The sequence below is a fragment of the Nonomuraea sp. NPDC001684 genome, from assembly GCF_053596515.1.
The window spans coordinates 1-15597 of record NZ_JBSFGJ010000220.1 but is presented as its reverse complement, the minus strand read 5'-3'; the positions used below and the strand labels follow the sequence as shown (position 1 = coordinate 15597).

Genomic DNA, 15597 nt, shown 5'->3' with positions numbered 1-15597 from the left:
CCGGGACGGCGGTCGCCGGCATGGAGCGCAGCCGGGCCCTCACCATGGTGGTCGTCCGGGTGGGCGCGCTGGTGTTGTGCGGGTCGCTGGAGGTGCTGGGCGACGGGCGGTGGCTGACGCGCGGGCGTGCGGCACGCCGTGGTGCGGGCCGAATGCCGGTCCGGGACGCGGGCGCTGAGCGTGCTCGACCACGGCAGCGGCTTCGACCCGGACGCGCCGACGACCGGCCTCGGCATCGCCCGTTCCATCCGGGAGAGCGCCCGCGCGGTGGGCGGCAGCGCCGACGTCGAGACCGCTCCCGGCGAGGGGACGCTGGTGTCGGTACGCATCCCGCTGCCGTCGGCCGAATGACGTCCCGCCAACACGCCACAGGTCGCATGACAGATCTGCGCGGGCCGGCCGCCCGGAGCCGCTCCGGCACGGCTTGCGACGGCAGTCGGCCCAGCACTCAGTGGGCAGTGGGCGATCAGCGATCAGTGACGGCTCTCGGCTGGACGACGGGGAGACAAGCGTACGGGGAGTGACTGGATGGAGTTGGAGAACAAGGACGGAACGGGGACGAGGTCGCCGGCGGGCACGGCCAGCCGCATGTCGGGGTAGCGATCGAAGAGCGCGGCCAGCGCGAGCGTGACTTCCAGACGGGCCAGTGCAGCGCCTGGGCAGGCGTGGGGGCCACCTCCGAAGGCCAGATGCCTGCTGGACGGCCGGCGCCAATTGAAGTCGGCGGCATCGGCGCCGTGCTGGGCACGGTCACGGCCGAGGAGGCTGTAGGGGGCCAGGATGGCGTCGCCGGCGGGGATGGTGACGCCCGCGAGGGTCAGGTCGGTGCGGGGGTAACGCGCCATGAAGTTGCCGATCGGCGCGTCCCAGCGCAGGACCTCCTCCACCACGGCGGCCCACGTGTCCGCCGGATTCGCCGCGGCCTGCTCCAGGACGGCACTGAGCTGATCCGGGTGGGTCAGCAGGGCGCGGACCGCGTTGAGGATCAGGCTGAGGGTGGTTTCGTGACCGGCGGCGATCATCAGCCACAGCGTGCCGACGAGTTCGGCGTCGGTGAGCGCGTCGGGGTCGTCGCGTTGGAGTGCGATCAGGTCGGTGGTGAGGTCGGCTCCGGGTTCGTCGTGGTGCTGCCGGACGAGTTCGGTGAGAACGCTGGTGATCCCGGCTTGTGTCTGGACGACCTCGTGCGGGGGTGTGGTGGACCGGAAGATGGATTCGACCAGGTGGCGCAGATGGAGACGGTTGCTCTCGGGCACGCCGACGAGTTCGCAGATGACGGCCATCGGGATGGGATAGGCGAAGTGCCGGCGCAGGTCGACGGCGCCGGTGCCGTCGGCGTGGGCGGGCAGCGCGTCGATGACCTCGGTGATGAGGGCGGTGATGCGGGGGCGCATCTCCTGCAGGCGCCGTGCGGTGAGGGTGCGGGTGACCGGCCGGCGCAGCCGTTGGTGAGCGGCGCCGTCGGCGGTGACCATGTTGGTGACCTTGAGCATGCCGGTGAGAGGCCAGTCGTCGGGGATGGCGCCGTTGCGGACGCAGGTCCAAAGGCGCCAGTCCTTGCTGATGCCGGGGTCGGTCAGGACACTGTGCAGGAGGTCCTGGTCAGTGATGGCCCATGCGGGGATCTCTCCGGGCAGCACGACGCGTACGACCGGTCCGGCGGCACGTAACCGGGCGGCTTCACCATGGTGATCGGCGCCGCTTTCATCCAAGGTGATGACGGGGACCACGTGATCGCCGGATGCGGCCGCTGCGGCGTCGTCGGGGTTGGCGGCGGGAGTGGACTGATGGGAAGCGGGCACCGAATCCTCCAGCACGTTGGGGTGGCGTGAGCGGCTGCGACGGGGCGGCCGCCGAGGGCAGTGGCGCGTGGGCATGTGGGTCATCGGGGTGTCCCGCCTCAGTACCTCATCGGCGCCTCGTCGATACCCAGGCGTCCGCCGTTGACGCGGCCGGCCAGGTGTGGGTCGGTGAGCATCATCCTCAACGCTCGCGCGATCCAGATCAAGGTGCTCTCGTACCCGGCGCCGATCGTCAGGACCGACCAGCCGAAGCCGGCGGAAGGGTGCGGATCAGCCGAAGCCGTTGGGGCACAGGAAGCTCTTGATCGAGGCGGGCGCGCTCGCCACCAGCGCCGGGCGGCCCTCCAGGGAGCAGAAGTTGCTGCCGATCTGGGCGTCGAGGAACCGGGAGTCGTTCCGCCGGGCGATCAGGTCGATGGCGCCGACGCTCGGGGAGGACAACTCGGCGGCGACCCAGGAGCCGACGCAGCGCTTGCGGGCGACCACGGCGTCCTGCGGGAGGCTGCCGCCGTTCAGCGCGGCTGCCTCGCGCAGGATCGAGCCCGAGGAGGCGCACGGCAACGTGCGGGGCCTGCTCTTGGTGGGCGTCGCCTCGGGCGTCTTCTCCGGCGTCTCGGTCTCGGTCGGGGTGTCCTCCGGGGTGTGGGTCTCCTCGGGGGTCTCGCTCTCCTCCGGGGTGTCCGTCGGGTCCGGGTCCGCGGAGGTGGCGGGCGGGTCGGTGTAGGAGGAGGTGGGCCCGTCGTCCTGGGACGGCAGCGCGTCCGGCGTGCCGGCCGCGTTCAGCGCGAAGGCCGCGCCGACCGCCACGACGGCGACGACCGCGACCACGGCGGCCGCCACCGGCCACAACCGCGCCCGCCCCCCGGACGACGGCGGCCCCAGCGGCCCCTGCCCGGCGGACGGGGGCGGTGTCAGGGGCAGTGTGCCGGGTGGAGGGGGCGGGGGTGTCAGAGGGAGCGTGCCGGACGAGGGCCGCGGCAGGAGGAGCGTGCCCGAGCGGAGCGCGCCGAGCAGCTCCGCCGCCCCGGGACGCGCCGCCCTGTCCTTGGCGAGCGCCGCCCGGACCAGGTCGCGCACGCCCTCGGGCACCCCGGACAGGTCCGGGTCGACGCTCATGACCCGGTAGGCGAGCACGTCGGGCGCCCCCGTGCCGAACGGCGGCCGCCCGGTCGCTGCGTAGACCATCAGCGCGCCCCAGGCGAAGACGTCGGCGGCGGCGTCGGCCTGGTCGCCCCGGTACTGCTCGGGGCTGATCCAGCCGGGCGAGCCGATGAGCGCGCCGGTGCCGGTCAGCCCGCTCTCGTCGAGGGCGCGGGCGATCCCGAAGTCCAGCACCTTCGCCCCGGACGCGGCCAGGATCACGTTGCCCGGCTTGAGGTCGCGGTGGACGATCCCGGCCCCGTGGATGTCGGTGAGCGCCTCGGCGATGTCCACCCCGAAGGCGACCAGGTCGTCCGGCGGCAGCGGCCCGTGGTCGCGTACGTGCTCGGTCAGCGTGGGGCCGGGCACGAACTCGGTGGCCAGCCACGGCGGCGAGGCGGCGGTGTCGGCGGACAGGACCGCGACCGTGCACCGCCCGCGCACCCGCGACAACATCTCGACCTCGCGCACGAACCGGTCGTGGAAGTGCGGGTCGGCGGCCAGCCCCGGATGGATGACCTTGACCGCGACCCGCCCGCCGTCGGGCGCGACCCCGGCGTGGACCACGCCCATGCCGCCCGCGCCCATGCGGCCCACGATCCGGTAGGGACCGATGCGCTCGCGTTCGTCCATCTCCAGGGGGCCGAAGCCGCCGGGGTCGCTCATCGTGCTCCCGATCGCCGGATCTTCGCAACAGCGACGATCTTATTGACACATCGGTGTAAACCGCGCCCCCCTCAGGCGGTTGCCTCGTCGAGGAGCTCCAGGAGATGCCGGTAGGTCTGGCCGGTGGCGCGGGTCAGGCCCAGCTCGCAGGTGCGGTTGACCGAGGCGTGCGCGGCGCAGCCCGCCTCGGCCACCGACGCGGCCTCGGCGCGGGTGGCCGAGGCGGTCAGCTCGGGGTGCAGCAGGCCGCGGTCGCCGGCGAAGCCGCAGCACTGCCATCCGTCCGGGATCACGACCTGCTCGGCGACCGCCTCGGCGAGGCGGGTGACGGCGGCGTCCAGGCCGAGGCGGGTGGAGGAGCAGGTCGGGTGGAGCGCCAGCGACGGCAGGCGGCGCGCCTGCGGCAGGCGGGGCAGGACGTGCTCGGCGGTGAAGGCGACCGCGTCGACCACCTGGAGGCCGGGCACCAGGTGGGCGTAGCCCTCGGTGCAGGAGGCGGCGTCGCTCACCACGGGCAGCCGGCCGCCGTCGGTGGCGCGCGCGAGCACGTCCCGGACGCGCTCGCCCATGGCCTCGTGGCCGCCGGCGAAGCCCTTGGACGACCACGGGGTGCCGCAGCACAGGCTCGCGATCTTCTCCGGGACGTGCAACGTCAGCCCGGCGCGGGCGGCCAGGCGCTGGAAGGCGGTCATCACGCCGGGGCCGCCGTCCGCGGGGGCGAACAGCGTGTTCAGGCAGGACGGCAGGTAGACGGCGTCGGCGTCGTCCGCCGGGGACGGGCGGCGCCTGGTGCCGCCGCGCGGCAGGTCGCGGCTCCACCGCGGGACGTCGTCCGCGCCGGCCAGGGCGCGGGCGGCGCGCGAGGCGGCCTCGGGCAGCGCGGGCGGGACCGCGGCGGCGGTGTCGAGGGCCAGGTTCATCGCGCGGGTGACGCCGTCCCAGTGGCGGGCGGCGCCCGTCCAGGCGCGGCGGGCGGCGCGGCCGTGGCGTTCGGCGCGCAGGCGTTTGGTCAGGTCGCCGGTGTTGATGAGGACGGGGCAGGCGGTGGCGCACATGCCGTCCACGGCGCAGGTGTCCACGGCGTCGTAGGCGTAGGCGTCCTCCAGTTCGCGGGCCAGGGCGTGGTCGCCGGCCGCCTGGGCCGCGGCCAGCTCGCGGCGCAGCACGATGCGCTGGCGCGGGGTGGTGGTCAGGTCGCGGCTGGGGCAGACGGGCTCGCAGTAGCCGCACTCGACGCAGCGGTCGACCTCGGGCTCGACGGTCACGACGGTCTTGAGGTCGCGCAGGTGGGCCTCGGGGTCGTCGGTGAGGACGACGCCGGGGTTGAGCGTGCCGGCCGGGTCGCACAGGCGTTTGACCTCGCGCATCACCTCGTACAGCTCGTCGCCGTACTGGCGGCGCACGAACGGGGCCATGACGCGGCCGGTGCCGTGCTCGGCCTTCAGCGTGCCGCCCCTGGCCAGGACGGCCTCCACCATGTCCTCGGTGAACTCGGCGTAGCGGCCGAGATCGGTGGCGAAGCGCTCGTTGAGCATGAAGTGCAGGTTGCCGTCCTTGGCGTGGCCGAAGACGACGCTGCGCTCGTAGCGGTGCTCGGCGAACAGCCGGGTCAGGTCGTCGCACAGGTCGGCCAGCGCGGGCACGGGGACGGCGACGTCCTCCAGCAGGGCGGTCGTGCCGCTGGGGCGGGCGCCGGCGACGGTGGCGTACAGGCCCTTGCGGATGTGCCACAGCGCGGCCCGGCCGCCGGCCTCCCTGCTCAGCCGGGCGGGGGCGGCCAGGCGCAGCCCGGCGAAGACCCGCTCGGCGGTCCGCTCCCGCTCGGTGAGCAGTTCGGCGTCGGACTCCTGCCATTCGACCAGCAGCGCGGCGTGCTCGGCGACGGCCATCGCGCGCAGCGTCCCGTCGGCCTTGGGGTCGGTCTGGGCGACGCGCAGGGACTCGGCGTCCAGCAGCTCGACGGCGGCGGGCCCGGCGGCGACCAGCTCCGGCACCGTGGCCATCGCCTCGCGCAGCGTCGGGAAGACGAGCAGGCCGGTGGCGGCCAGGCGGTGGGCGGGGACGGTGCGGAAGACGGCCTCGGCGACGAAGCCGAGGGTGCCCTCGCTGCCGATGACCAGGTGGGCGAGGATCTGCGCCGGGCCGTCGTGGTCGAGGAAGCTGTTCAGGCCGTAGCCCATGGTGTTCTTCAGCGAGAACTGCTCCTGGACGCGCCGCACCGAGCCGGGGTTGCCGCGGACGCGGTCGCGCAGCCGTTCCAGGCCGGCCGCGAGGTCGGGTTCCAGGGCGCGCAGCCGCTCGTCGGCGTCGGGGGCGCCGGTGTCCAGGACGGTGCCGCTCGGCAGCACCAGCGTCATCGACTCCAGCGTCCGGTAGGTGTTGGCGTGCGTGCCGCAGGTCATGCCGCTGGAGTTGTTGGCGACGACGCCGCCGATCGTGCAGGCCGACTCGCTGGCCGGGTCGGGGCCGAGCTTGCGCCCGTACGGGGCCAGGCGGGCGTTGACCTGCCGCAGCACCGCGCCGGGCTGGACCCGTACCCGGGCGCCGTCGTCGAGCACCTCGATCGAGCGGAAGTGCCGGCGGGTGTCCACGAGCAGGTGCTCGCTGACGCCCTGGCCGCTGAGGCTGGTGCCGCCGGAGCGGAAGGTCAGCGGCAGGCCGGTGCGCAGCAGCGCGGCGACCTGGCCGGCACTCTCGGCCACCAGCACGGCCTGCGGGGTCAGCAGGTAGTGGGAGGCGTCGTGGGCCATGCCGAGCCGGTCGCTCGCGCGGGCGCGGGTGATCCCCGGGACGGCCGTCTCGACCGCCGCCAGGACGGCGGCGTCCGGCGCGTTCAGCCGTCGCGGTTCACGGTGGGTCATGCTCGTGCTCTCTTCCAGGTTCATTGCCGGGGATCGATGTGGATCTTGGGCCCCGGGCCGGCGCCGGGCGGTCGCCGTCCGGCCAGCACGCCGGCCGTCTCGGCGAGCCCGACCGTGGCGGCCACCAGCGGACGGGCGTCCACCGAGCCGTCGGCGTAGGCGTCGATGGCCCCGGCCAGCCCCGCCGAGCCGCCCAGGACGCCGACCGCGGTGACGTCCTTGAGCACCAGCTCGCGGGTGTCGAGCGTGGACGGCGTGCCGGCCAGGCCGATGTAGACGACGCGGCGGCCCGGTTCGGCCAGGCCGAGGGCGAGCGCGGGCATCGCGGCGGCGTTGGTGGCGTCGATGACGGCGTGCCAGGGCAGGGCGGGCAGCGTCGCGCGGGTGTGGGCGTGCCGGAACCCGAGGCCCGCGGCCAGCCGCAGGTCGGGCTCGGCGCGGCCCATGAGGTGCACCTCGGCCCCGCCGGCGCGCGCGAACAGCGCGGCCAGCAGGCCGATCGTGCCCGTGCCCAGAACCAGCAACCGCTCCCCCGCCTCCAGCCCCGCCGCGCGGACGGCGCGTAAGGCGTTGCCACCGGGCTCGACCAGCGCGCCCGAGGTAGCGTCCACCGTATCGGGCAGCCGGTGGAGCGCCGCGACCGGGACGGCCAGCCGCTCGGCCAGCGCGCCTGCGGCGCCCCGGCTGATGCCGAGCTCGGCCAGGTCGGAGCACACGTGGTGGCGGCCCTGACGGCAGCGGTCGCAGCGCCCGCAGCCGAGCATGGTGTCGCCGACGACCCGCCGCCCCAGCCACGACGGGTCCACGCCCGCGCCCAGCTCCGCGACGCGCCCGCACCACTCGTGGCCGGGGCGCAGCGGGTAGCGGGAGCGGCCGGTGCGCAGGTAGCTCATCCCGCCGCTGAACAGCTCCATGTCGGTGCCGCACACGCCGGCGCGCTCGACGTCCACGACCACCTGGCCGGGCCCCGCAGAGGGGGGCTCGACCTCCCGGACCTCGGCCGCGCCCGGCCCGGTCAGGACGAGCGCCCGCACTACCGGGGCTCCACGACCCGCTGGCGCTGGCTGCCGAGCCCGTCGATGCCGAGCTCCATGACGTCGCCCGGCCGCAGCCAGATCTGCGGGTCGTGGCCCATGCCGACGCCGGGCGGGGTGCCGGTGTTGATCAGGTCGCCGGGCTCCAGCACCATGAACTGGCTCAGGTGGTGCACGATGACGTACGGGTCGAAGATCATCGTCTTGGTGTTGCCGGTCTGGCGGCGCACGCCGTTGACGTCCAGCCACATGCCGAGGTTCCGGACGTCGGCCAGCTCGTCGGGGGTGACCAGCCAGGGGCCGGCCGGGTTGAAGGTCTCGGCCGACTTGCCCTTGCTCCACTGGCCGCCGCGCTCCATCTGGAAGGCCCGCTCGCTGACGTCGTTGACCACGCAGTAGCCGGCGATCGCGGCCGCGGCCTCCTCGGGCGAGTCCAGGTAGGAGGTGCGGCGGCCGATCACGATGCCGAGCTCCACCTCCCAGTCGGTCTTGGTGGCGCCGCGCGGGATGCGCACGTCGTCGTCCGGGCCGACCAGGGTGTTGGGCGACTTGGTGAACAGGATCGGCTCGGCGGGCACGGCCTGGCCGGTCTCGGCGGCGTGGTCGCGGTAGTTCAGGCCGATGCACAGGATCTGGTGCGGGCGGGCGATCGGCGCGCCGACGCGCTCGCCGGCGAACGCCTGCCGCGGGCCTGCGGCGACCCGCTCGGCGAGCAGGGCGGGGCCGCCCGCGGCGAAGAAGCGCTCGTCGAAGTCGGGGGTGAGGTCGGAGACGTCGACGTAGTGGTCGTCGTCCACGCGGACGACCGGCTTCTCGGCGCCGGGCGCGCCGATGCGCATGAGGTACAAGGGGGACTCTCCGGTTCTGTACGGGTCAGGGAAGGTGACGCCCGGCGACGACGGCGCGGATGGCCGGCACGTCCTCGACGAGCACGCTCAAGGGGGTGCGGTAGGCCAGGCCGCTGATGCTGACCGCGCCGCTCGGCACGGTGGGCGAGGTCAGGTACGCCGGGACCGCCACGCAGTTGACGCCCGGCTCGTTCTCCTGGTCGTCGGCCGCGTAACCCTGCTCGCGGACGCGTACCAGCTCGGCGTGCAGCTCCTCGGCGGTGCCGACCGAGCGTTCGGTGGGCCGCTCCAGCCGCCGGTCGCCCACCCAGGCGCGCACGGCGGCCTCGTCCCGCAGCGTCCCGGCCAGCAGCATCTTGCCGACGGCGGTGCAGTGGGCCGGGTTGCGCCCGCCGACGACCGAGGTCAGCCGGACCGCGCCGGACGGCGGGTCGAGCTTGGACCGGTAGACCACCGACGTGCCCTCCAGCACCGCGTAGTGCACGGTCTCGCCGTAGCGGTCGCACAGCGCCTGGAGGATCGGGGTGACCCGGACGTGGTCGGGCCGGGCCTCGTGGTGGGCGAAGGCCATGCGCAGGAACTCGTCGCCCAGCACGTACCGGCCGTGGCCGTTCTGGACGGCGAGCCCGGCGCGGCGCAGCGCGGCCAGGGCGCGGTGGGCGGTCGGCTTCGGGCTGGACACGGCGCGGGCCATCTCCTCCAGGCCGATGCCGTCGGGGTGCCGGGCGAGCTCGGCCAGCACGGCCAGCACGCGGTCGGCCCCCACCAGCTTGGCGTCACCGTCGGACATGTTCCGAAGGTTAGACCACCGTTCCGGAAAACGGAAGTTTGCCCCAATCCCGCCCAGCGTTGACGCAACCAATCGGTTGCCATAATGTGGCAACCGATCGGTTGCTATTATTCGGAGGCCGCAATGAGTGTTCCTGTCGCGACCGTCGAGGCCGCCCCGCCGCGCCTCGACGGCAGACAGCGGTTGATCGCGTTCGTCCTGCTCGGCGCCGGTTTCATGCTGGCGGTCGACTTCTCGATCCTGAACGTCGCCCTTCCCCAGACCGGCGCGGGCGTCGGGCTGAACCCGGCCCAGTGGCCCTGGATCACCTCGGCGTACGCGTTGCCGGCGGCCGGGTTCACCCTGGTGTTCGGCCGGACGGCCGACCTGTTTCGGCCGGCGGAGGCTGTTCCTCGCCGGCATGGTCGTGCTGGCCGGGGCCTCCCTGCTCGGCGGCTTCGCCGACGGGCCCGCGACGCTCCTGACCGCCCGGGTGCTGCAGGGCCTGGCCACGGCGATGACGGTCCCCGCCGCGTTGTCGCTGCTCACCACCACCTTCAAGGAGGGCCCGCTGCGCGCCCGCGTCCTCGGGCTGAACGGCGCCCTGCTGTCCGGCGGGTTCACCGTCGGCGCGCTGCTCGGCGGCGCTCTGGTCAGCCTGCTGAGCTGGCGGGCGGCGTTCCTGTTCAACGTGCCGGTCGCGGTGGCGATCGTGGTGCTGACGCCGTTCCTGATCCGGGAGAGCGTGCTGCCGGAGCGGGTGCGGCTCGACCTGCCCGGCGCGGTCACCGTGACCGGCGGCCTGCTGGCGGTGATCTACGCGGCCGTCGAGACGAACCTCCTGGCGGCCGTCGCGGGCGTGCTGCTGCTGGGCGCGTTCTGGCTGATCGAGCTGCGCGCGCCCGCGCCGCTGGCGCCGGTGCGCATCCTTCGGCGGCCCACGGTGAAGTGGGGGAACTTCGCCGGTTTCGTCATCTTCACGATGGAGCCGGCCATGATCTTCCTGGTGACGGTGTACCTCCAGCGGGTGCTGGGGCTGTCGCCGCTGGTCACCGGCCTGGTGTTCGGCGTCCCCGGGCTGGCCTCGGTGGTCGCCGGGGTGATCGCCGGGCGGTTCGTCGGACGCCACGGCAGCCGCCGCGTCCTGGTCGCCGGCATGACGGTCCAGGCGCTGGCGACGCTTCCCGCCGTCTTCCTCGGGACCGGCTGGACGGTCATGGCGATCCTGGTCCCCGCGCTGTTCGTCGGGTTCTTCGGGCACGTCACCGCGATCGTCGCCTACACCGTCACCGGCACCTCGGGCCTGCCGGACGAGGAGCAGGGGCTGGCGACCGGGCTGACGTCGATGACGCAGCAGGTGGCCGTCACCGTCGGCATCCCGCTCCTCGGCGCGGTCGCCGCCACGCGCGCCGGGGAGCCGGCCGGCATCCGCCTGGCCCTGCTGGTGGACGTCGCGGTGACGCTCGCCGCCGTCGTCCTCGTCTCCTACGGCCTGCGCCGGAACGCACGGCCGGAGCGGTGACCGTCCACCTGTCGCCACGAGGTGTGGCAACCTTTTCCCTGCCGCATATGGAGGTCGTCATGGGATTCCCCGATCGGGTCGAGCGCACCGTCGAGCTCGCCCATCCGCCAGGCAAGGTGTGGGCGGCGCTCACCACCCCCGAGGGGCTGGCCGCCTGGTTCGGCCAGGAGGCGGCGATCGAGCTGCGTCCCGGCGGGCCGGCGCGGCTGAGCTGGAGCGACGGGCACACCGTCGACCTGCGCGTGGAGCGCGTGGAGGAGCCGTCGGTGTTCGGCTTCACCTGGCCGGTCTTCGGCATGCCGGAGGGCGACCCGCGCCGCACGTACGTCGAGTTCACCCTCGAACCGGCCGGCACGGGCACCCGGCTGACCGTCGTCGAGACCGGCTTCGCCCAGTTGCCGGACGACCACCACCGCAAGGCGTACGACGCCCACACCGAGGGGTGGGCGAGCGAGCTGGGCGAGCTGGCCGGGCACCTTGACGCCGCCTGACATCGAGGCGGTCGCCGAGCAGGTCTTCGTCGCGCTGGCCGACCCGAGCCGGCGCGCCGTCCTGGCCGAGCTGGCCGCCCGGGGCCCGGCCACGGCGACCGACCTGGCCGCCCGCCTGCCGATCACCCGGCAGGCCATCGCCAAGCACCTGACGCTGCTGGGCGAGGCCGGTCTGGTGACGGCCGAGCCCGGTGAGCGCCGCCGCGTCCGCTACCGGCTGCGCTCGGCTCCGATGCGGGTGGCCCAGCAGTTCCTGGCCGCGCTGGCCAGCGACTGGGACGGCCGCCTCGACGCCCTGCGCGACCACCTCGACGGCTGACCGCCCGTCCCCTCCCCCGCTCACGCGGCCCGGCGGGGACGGGTGAGCCAGGAGAACGCCCCGGCCATCACGAGCGCGACCAGCCCGCCCGCGACCATCGCGGCCGAGACCGCGAAGGCGTCGACGACCGTGCCGCCCAGGAGCGCGCCGAGCGCGAAGGTCGCCTGGAACGACGAGGTGAACACGACGGTCGCCGCCTCCGGCGCGCCGGGCGCGGCCCGCAGGAACCACGCCTGGGAGCAGACCGGCACTCCCCCGTAGGCCAGCCCCCACACCACCAGCAGCACGACCGCGCCCGCCGGCGAGCTGCCGGCCAGGGGCAGCAGCAGGGTGGCCGCCGCGATCAGGCCGCCGCAGACGGCGAAGGCCAGGCGGGGTGCGCCGGCCACGGCCCGGCCGGCCAGGAAGTTGCCCGCGATGCCCGCCGCGCCGTAGGCCAGCAGGACGGCGCTGACGGCGGCCGGGGACAGCCGGGTGACGTGCTCCAGGAACGGCGTGACGTAGGTGTAGGTGCCGAAGTGCGCCAGCACGACGAGGAACGTGCCCAGCAGGGCGATCCCGGTGCCGCGCACCCGCAGCAGGTCCAGCAGGACGCGCGCGCCGGTGACCTGGCGGGCGGGCAGCGGCGGCAGCACGCGCAGCAACGCGACCAGCACGAGGACCGAGAGCCCGGCCAGGACCAGGAACGCCGTCCGCCAGCCCGCCAGGTGGCCGATGAAGGTTCCGGCCGGCACCCCGAGCACCGAGCCCAGCGGCACGGCCGAGAAGATCACCGCCGTCGCGGCGCCCACGGCGGCCGGCGGCACCAGCCGGGACGCCAGCCCCGCCGCGATCGACCAGAAGCCGCCGATGGTGAGCCCGACGAGCACCCGCGAGGCCAGCACCACCCAGTAGGCCCCGGCCACGGCCGCCAGCACGTCGGCGGCGGCCAGCACCGCCATCAGGACGCAGAGCATCACCCGGCGGTCCAGCCGGGCGGTGGCCACGGTCAGGACGGGCGCCGCGACGGCGGCCACGAAGCCCGGCAACGTCATGGTCAGCCCCGCGGTGCCGTCGGTGACGCGGAAGTCGGCGCCTATGGTCGTCAGCAGGCCGATGGGCAGGATCTCGCTGGTGACGATGGCGAAGATGCCCAGGGTGATCGAGGCGACCGCGAGCCAGGAGATCAGCGGCGGGCGCGGCGGGGCGAGGGTGGTGGTGGACATGGTTCCGTTCCAGGACATGGGTTGATCTACGGCGAACCAGCCAACCAGCCACGACGCCCCCGGCACCGGCCGATTTCGGACCACACCGTCACCCGCCCCCGACCCACACCCTCAGCCCTCGAACCACACCGTCAGCCGCGCCCCGGCCCGCGCTGTCAGTCCGCGTGCAGCGCGGTCCGCAGGCCGGCGAGCAGGTCGGGGGTCGCGGCGCCCGGCGTCCTGAGCCGGACCGAGAGCAGCCGCCCGTTCCACCGGGCCGGGACGCGGTACCGGCCGGAGACGGGCAGCCCGAGGTCGTGGCCGAGCCGCAGCCCGGCCCCGCCGTGCTGGAGCGCGACCGGCAGCAGGCCGTCGAACGCCAGGGTCCCCACCACGACCCCGCCCTGCGACAGGTGGAACGCCGAGCCCGCGGGGCTCGTCGTGTGCACGACGTCCACGGACTGGCGACCGGCGGGCAGCGGGCGGTCGGCGGTGAGCTCCAGCGGCTCCCCGGCGCGGGAGAAGGTGAAGGCCAGGCGGCCTCCGGTGACGTACAGGGCGAAGCCGCCGTTCCAGTCGCCCAGCGCGAACAGCACGCCTTCTGGCTCGCGGGCCGCCTCGATCTCGGCCGTCCAGCGGAAGCCGCCGAACAGCAGCGGCAACGACTCGTCGCACACGGGCGAGGCCCCGGGCCGGAACGTGCGGTCGTCGCCGGGCGGCCAGGCCGGCCCGATGAGCGCGCCGAGGCGGGCCACGAGGTCGTCGTACAGCGGCAGGACGTTGTTGCGCCCGGCCTCCCGGTCCCACAACCGCCGCAGCTCGGCGACCACGTCCGGATGCCCGGCGGACACGTCGGCCGCCTCGGAGAAGTCGGCCGCCAGGTCGAACAGCGCCCAGTGGTCGGCGTCGAGGTCGCGGCTGCCGGTGAGCAGTTCCTCCTCGTCCAGGACGCCCGTGGACACGTGGTCGGTGGTGACCTTCCAGCGGCCGTGGATGAGGGAGCGCGAGCCCAGCATCTCGAAGTACTGGGTGGTGCGCGGCGCGGGCGCCCCGGGGTCGGCGAAGGTGGCCAGGAAGCTGGCCCCGTCGACCGGCTGCTGCTCGATCCCGTCCACGACGTCGGGGGCCTGGATGCCGATCGCGTCCAGCAGGGTCGGGAACAGGTCGTTGACGTGTACGATCTGGTCGCGCACCGCGCCGCCGCCGCCGATCCCGGCCGGCCAGTGCACGATGAGCGGCGTACGGGTGCCGCCGAGCCAGGTGTAGCGCTTCCACAGCCGGAACGGCGTGTTCCCGGCCCACGCCCAGCCCCACGCGTAGTGGTTGTAGGTGCGCGGCCCGCCCCAGTCGTCGTGGTGGGCCAGGTTGTCCTGCGGGGACTCGCGGATGCCGGCGGAGAAGCGGTGCTCGTTGACGCTGCCGTCCACGCCGCCCTCGGCGCTGGCGCCGTTGTCGGAGAAGATCACGATGATGGTGTCGTCGAGCCGCCCGGTCTCCTCCAGGTGGGCGATCAGGCGGCCGAGCTGGGCGTCGGCGTGGGTGAGGAAGCCCGCGAAGACCTCCTGCTGGCGGGCGTACAGGCGGCGGCGGTCGGCGGTGAGGCCGTCCCAGGCGGGCACCCAGTCCGGGCGCGGGGTGAGCACGGTGCCGGCCGGGACGACGCCCGTCTCGGTCTGGCGCCGGAAGATCTCCTCCCGCCAGGCGTCCCACCCCTGGTCGAAGCGGCCCCGGTAGGGCTCGCTCCACTCGGGCGGGACGTGGTGCGGGGAGTGCGTGGCGCCGAGGCCGAGGTGGAGGAAGAAGGGTTTGCCGGGGGCGGCGTGGCGCTGGTCGTCGAGGTGCCGGACGGCCTGCGTGACGAGGTCCTCGGTGAGGTGGTAGCCCTCCTCGGGGGTGGCGGGCGGCTCCACGTAGTGGTTGTCCCGGACGAGGTTGGGCGCGTAGTGGTTGGTGTCGCCCTGCAGGAAGCCGTAGTAGCGCTCGAAGCCCTGGCCGAGCGGCCAGTGGCCGAACGGGCCGGCGGCCGAGCGCTCGTAGCGCGGCGTGAGGTGCCACTTGCCGATGGCGATGGTGGAGTAGCCGTGGTCGCGCAGGATCCGCGGCAGGGTCGCGGCCGAGCGCGGGATGCGGGCGGTGTAGCCGGGGTGGTCGAGCGGGATGTCGGCGAGGAAGCCCATGCCGACGGCGTGGTGGTTGCGTCCGGTGAGGAAGCAGGCGCGCGACGGCGAGCACAGGGCCGTCACCTGGAACCGGTTGTAGCGCAGGCCGCCGGCCGCGAGCCGGTCGATGTGCGGCGTGGCGATGCCGGAGCCGAAGCAGCCGAGCTGGGCGAAGCCGGTGTCGTCCAGGACGACGGCCAGGACGTTCGGAGCGTGCTCCGGCGGGCGGCCGGCCCGGCGGAAGATCGGTTCTGCGGTCACGGCGAGGCTCCTGCCAGGAGAGGCGTACGGTCTTGGACAGCAGACGGCACGAGAGTAAGACAGGTTGTCTTAATTCGCGACGATACCTCGGTGATCCGGAAAAGGTGGGAATGCAGGCCAAAGAGAAGATTCTCCTGGCGGCCGAACGGCTCTTCGCCGAGCGCGGCCTCGACGTCTCGCTCCGGGAGATCGCCGTCGCGGCCGGGCAGGGCAACCATTCGGCCGTCCAGTACCACTTCGACGGCAAGGCCGGCCTGATCGACGCCCTGTACGCCCACCGCATGACCCCCCTCAACGAGCGCCGCCGCGCGCTGATCGGCGACCTGCGCGCCCGCGGCCTGGAGGAGGACCTTCCCGCCCTGGTCGCGGCGTACCTGGCCCCGCTGGCCGAGCACGTGCTCGCCCACCCGGGCACGAGCTGGTACCTGCGCTTCACCAGCCGTTAGTGAAAGCAGCCCCTGAGGCCCAGAAGCGACTGCTCGACCTGGCAGAGCTCGACTCCGTGATCGACCGGCTGGCGCACCGCCGGCGCACCCTGCCC

13 protein-coding genes are annotated in these 15597 nt (G+C 74.2%); 5 read left to right on the top strand and 8 right to left on the bottom strand.

Annotated elements, in window-relative coordinates; all coding sequences use genetic code 11:
• Window positions 1-126 precede the first annotated feature (126 nt).
• A complete protein-coding gene (locus ACWCSD_RS30885) occupies window positions 127-351 on the top strand; it encodes a hypothetical protein (RefSeq protein ID WP_449920054.1) in 225 nt (74 codons plus the stop codon).
• 122 nt (window positions 352-473) lie between these two features.
• On the opposite strand, the gene ACWCSD_RS30880 is transcribed toward ACWCSD_RS30885, so the two are convergent.
• The 6 genes from ACWCSD_RS30880 to ACWCSD_RS30855 form a co-directional block, all read right to left on the bottom strand.
• Window positions 474-1802, bottom strand: coding sequence for a cytochrome P450 family protein (locus ACWCSD_RS30880; RefSeq protein WP_449920052.1), 1329 nt, complete (start codon window positions 1800-1802; stop codon window positions 474-476).
• 270 nt (window positions 1803-2072) lie between these two features.
• Window positions 2073-3608, bottom strand: coding sequence for a serine/threonine-protein kinase (locus ACWCSD_RS30875; RefSeq protein WP_449920049.1), 1536 nt, complete (start codon window positions 3606-3608; stop codon window positions 2073-2075).
• 71 nt (window positions 3609-3679) lie between these two features.
• Window positions 3680-6469 carry an FAD-binding and (Fe-S)-binding domain-containing protein gene (locus ACWCSD_RS30870; protein WP_449920047.1) on the bottom strand — a complete coding sequence of 930 codons (2790 nt, stop codon included), beginning with the start codon at window positions 6467-6469 and terminating at the stop codon, window positions 3680-3682.
• Window positions 6470-6489: 20 nt separating this feature from the next.
• Window positions 6490-7503: a zinc-dependent alcohol dehydrogenase gene (locus tag ACWCSD_RS30865; protein ID WP_449920044.1), complete on the bottom strand. Its 1014-nt coding sequence runs from the start codon at window positions 7501-7503 to the stop codon at window positions 6490-6492.
• Entirely contained in the window at window positions 7503-8351 is an 849-nt protein-coding gene (locus ACWCSD_RS30860; RefSeq protein WP_397157802.1) for a fumarylacetoacetate hydrolase family protein, read from the bottom strand. Before ACWCSD_RS30860 ends, ACWCSD_RS30865 begins: the two co-directional genes overlap by 1 nt.
• Window positions 8352-8376: 25 nt before the next feature.
• On the bottom strand, window positions 8377-9141 hold the full coding sequence (locus ACWCSD_RS30855) for an IclR family transcriptional regulator (protein ID WP_449920041.1): 765 nt from the start codon (window positions 9139-9141) through the stop codon (window positions 8377-8379).
• A 400-nt stretch (window positions 9142-9541) separates the two neighbouring features.
• On the opposite strand from ACWCSD_RS30855, the gene ACWCSD_RS30850 reads away from it, so the two are divergent.
• The 3 genes from ACWCSD_RS30850 to ACWCSD_RS30840 are packed head-to-tail and all read left to right on the top strand — an operon-like array spanning window position 9542 to window position 11452.
• Window positions 9542-10642 (top strand): MFS transporter, encoded by a 1101-nt coding sequence (locus ACWCSD_RS30850; protein ID WP_449920038.1) that lies wholly within the window; start codon window positions 9542-9544, stop codon window positions 10640-10642.
• 59 nt (window positions 10643-10701) lie between these two features.
• On the top strand, window positions 10702-11133 hold the full coding sequence (locus ACWCSD_RS30845) for an SRPBCC domain-containing protein (protein ID WP_387682376.1): 432 nt from the start codon (window positions 10702-10704) through the stop codon (window positions 11131-11133).
• Window positions 11120-11452 carry an ArsR/SmtB family transcription factor gene (locus ACWCSD_RS30840; RefSeq protein WP_364335006.1) on the top strand — a complete coding sequence of 111 codons (333 nt, stop codon included), beginning with the start codon at window positions 11120-11122 and terminating at the stop codon, window positions 11450-11452. Before ACWCSD_RS30845 ends, ACWCSD_RS30840 begins: the two co-directional genes overlap by 14 nt.
• Window positions 11453-11472: 20 nt before the next feature.
• Here ACWCSD_RS30840 and ACWCSD_RS30835 read toward each other — a convergent pair whose 3' ends face one another.
• Both ACWCSD_RS30835 and ACWCSD_RS30830 read right to left on the bottom strand, forming a co-directional pair.
• Complete coding sequence (locus ACWCSD_RS30835) at window positions 11473-12657, bottom strand: MFS transporter (protein WP_449920034.1); 1185 nt, start codon at window positions 12655-12657, stop codon at window positions 11473-11475.
• 155 nt (window positions 12658-12812) lie between these two features.
• The gene (locus ACWCSD_RS30830) at window positions 12813-15056 is read right to left on the bottom strand and encodes an arylsulfatase (protein WP_449920032.1); all 2244 of its coding nucleotides are present in this window, start codon (window positions 15054-15056) and stop codon (window positions 12813-12815) included.
• A 110-nt stretch (window positions 15057-15166) separates the two neighbouring features.
• Between ACWCSD_RS30830 and ACWCSD_RS30825 the strand changes: the two genes are divergently transcribed.
• On the top strand, window positions 15167-15502 hold the full coding sequence (locus tag ACWCSD_RS30825; protein WP_449920030.1) for a TetR/AcrR family transcriptional regulator: 336 nt from the start codon (window positions 15167-15169) through the stop codon (window positions 15500-15502).
• Window positions 15503-15597 lie beyond the last annotated feature (95 nt).

What these genes read in the sequence shown, in the direction of transcription:
- ACWCSD_RS30850 (WP_449920038.1), top strand. Translation starts at nt 9,542, where the DNA reads ATGGTCGTGCTGGCCGGGGCCTCCCTGCTCGGCGGCTTCGCCGACGGG.
- ACWCSD_RS30845 (WP_387682376.1), top strand. Translation starts at nt 10,702, where the DNA reads ATGGGATTCCCCGATCGGGTCGAGCGCACCGTCGAGCTCGCCCATCCG.
- ACWCSD_RS30855 (WP_449920041.1), bottom strand. Translation starts at nt 9,141, where the DNA reads ATGTCCGACGGTGACGCCAAGCTGGTGGGGGCCGACCGCGTGCTGGCC.
- ACWCSD_RS30835 (WP_449920034.1), bottom strand. Translation starts at nt 12,657, where the DNA reads ATGTCCACCACCACCCTCGCCCCGCCGCGCCCGCCGCTGATCTCCTGG.
- ACWCSD_RS30870 (WP_449920047.1), bottom strand. Translation starts at nt 6,469, where the DNA reads ATGACCCACCGTGAACCGCGACGGCTGAACGCGCCGGACGCCGCCGTC.
- ACWCSD_RS30825 (WP_449920030.1), top strand. Translation starts at nt 15,167, where the DNA reads ATGCAGGCCAAAGAGAAGATTCTCCTGGCGGCCGAACGGCTCTTCGCC.
- ACWCSD_RS30875 (WP_449920049.1), bottom strand. Translation starts at nt 3,608, where the DNA reads ATGAGCGACCCCGGCGGCTTCGGCCCCCTGGAGATGGACGAACGCGAG.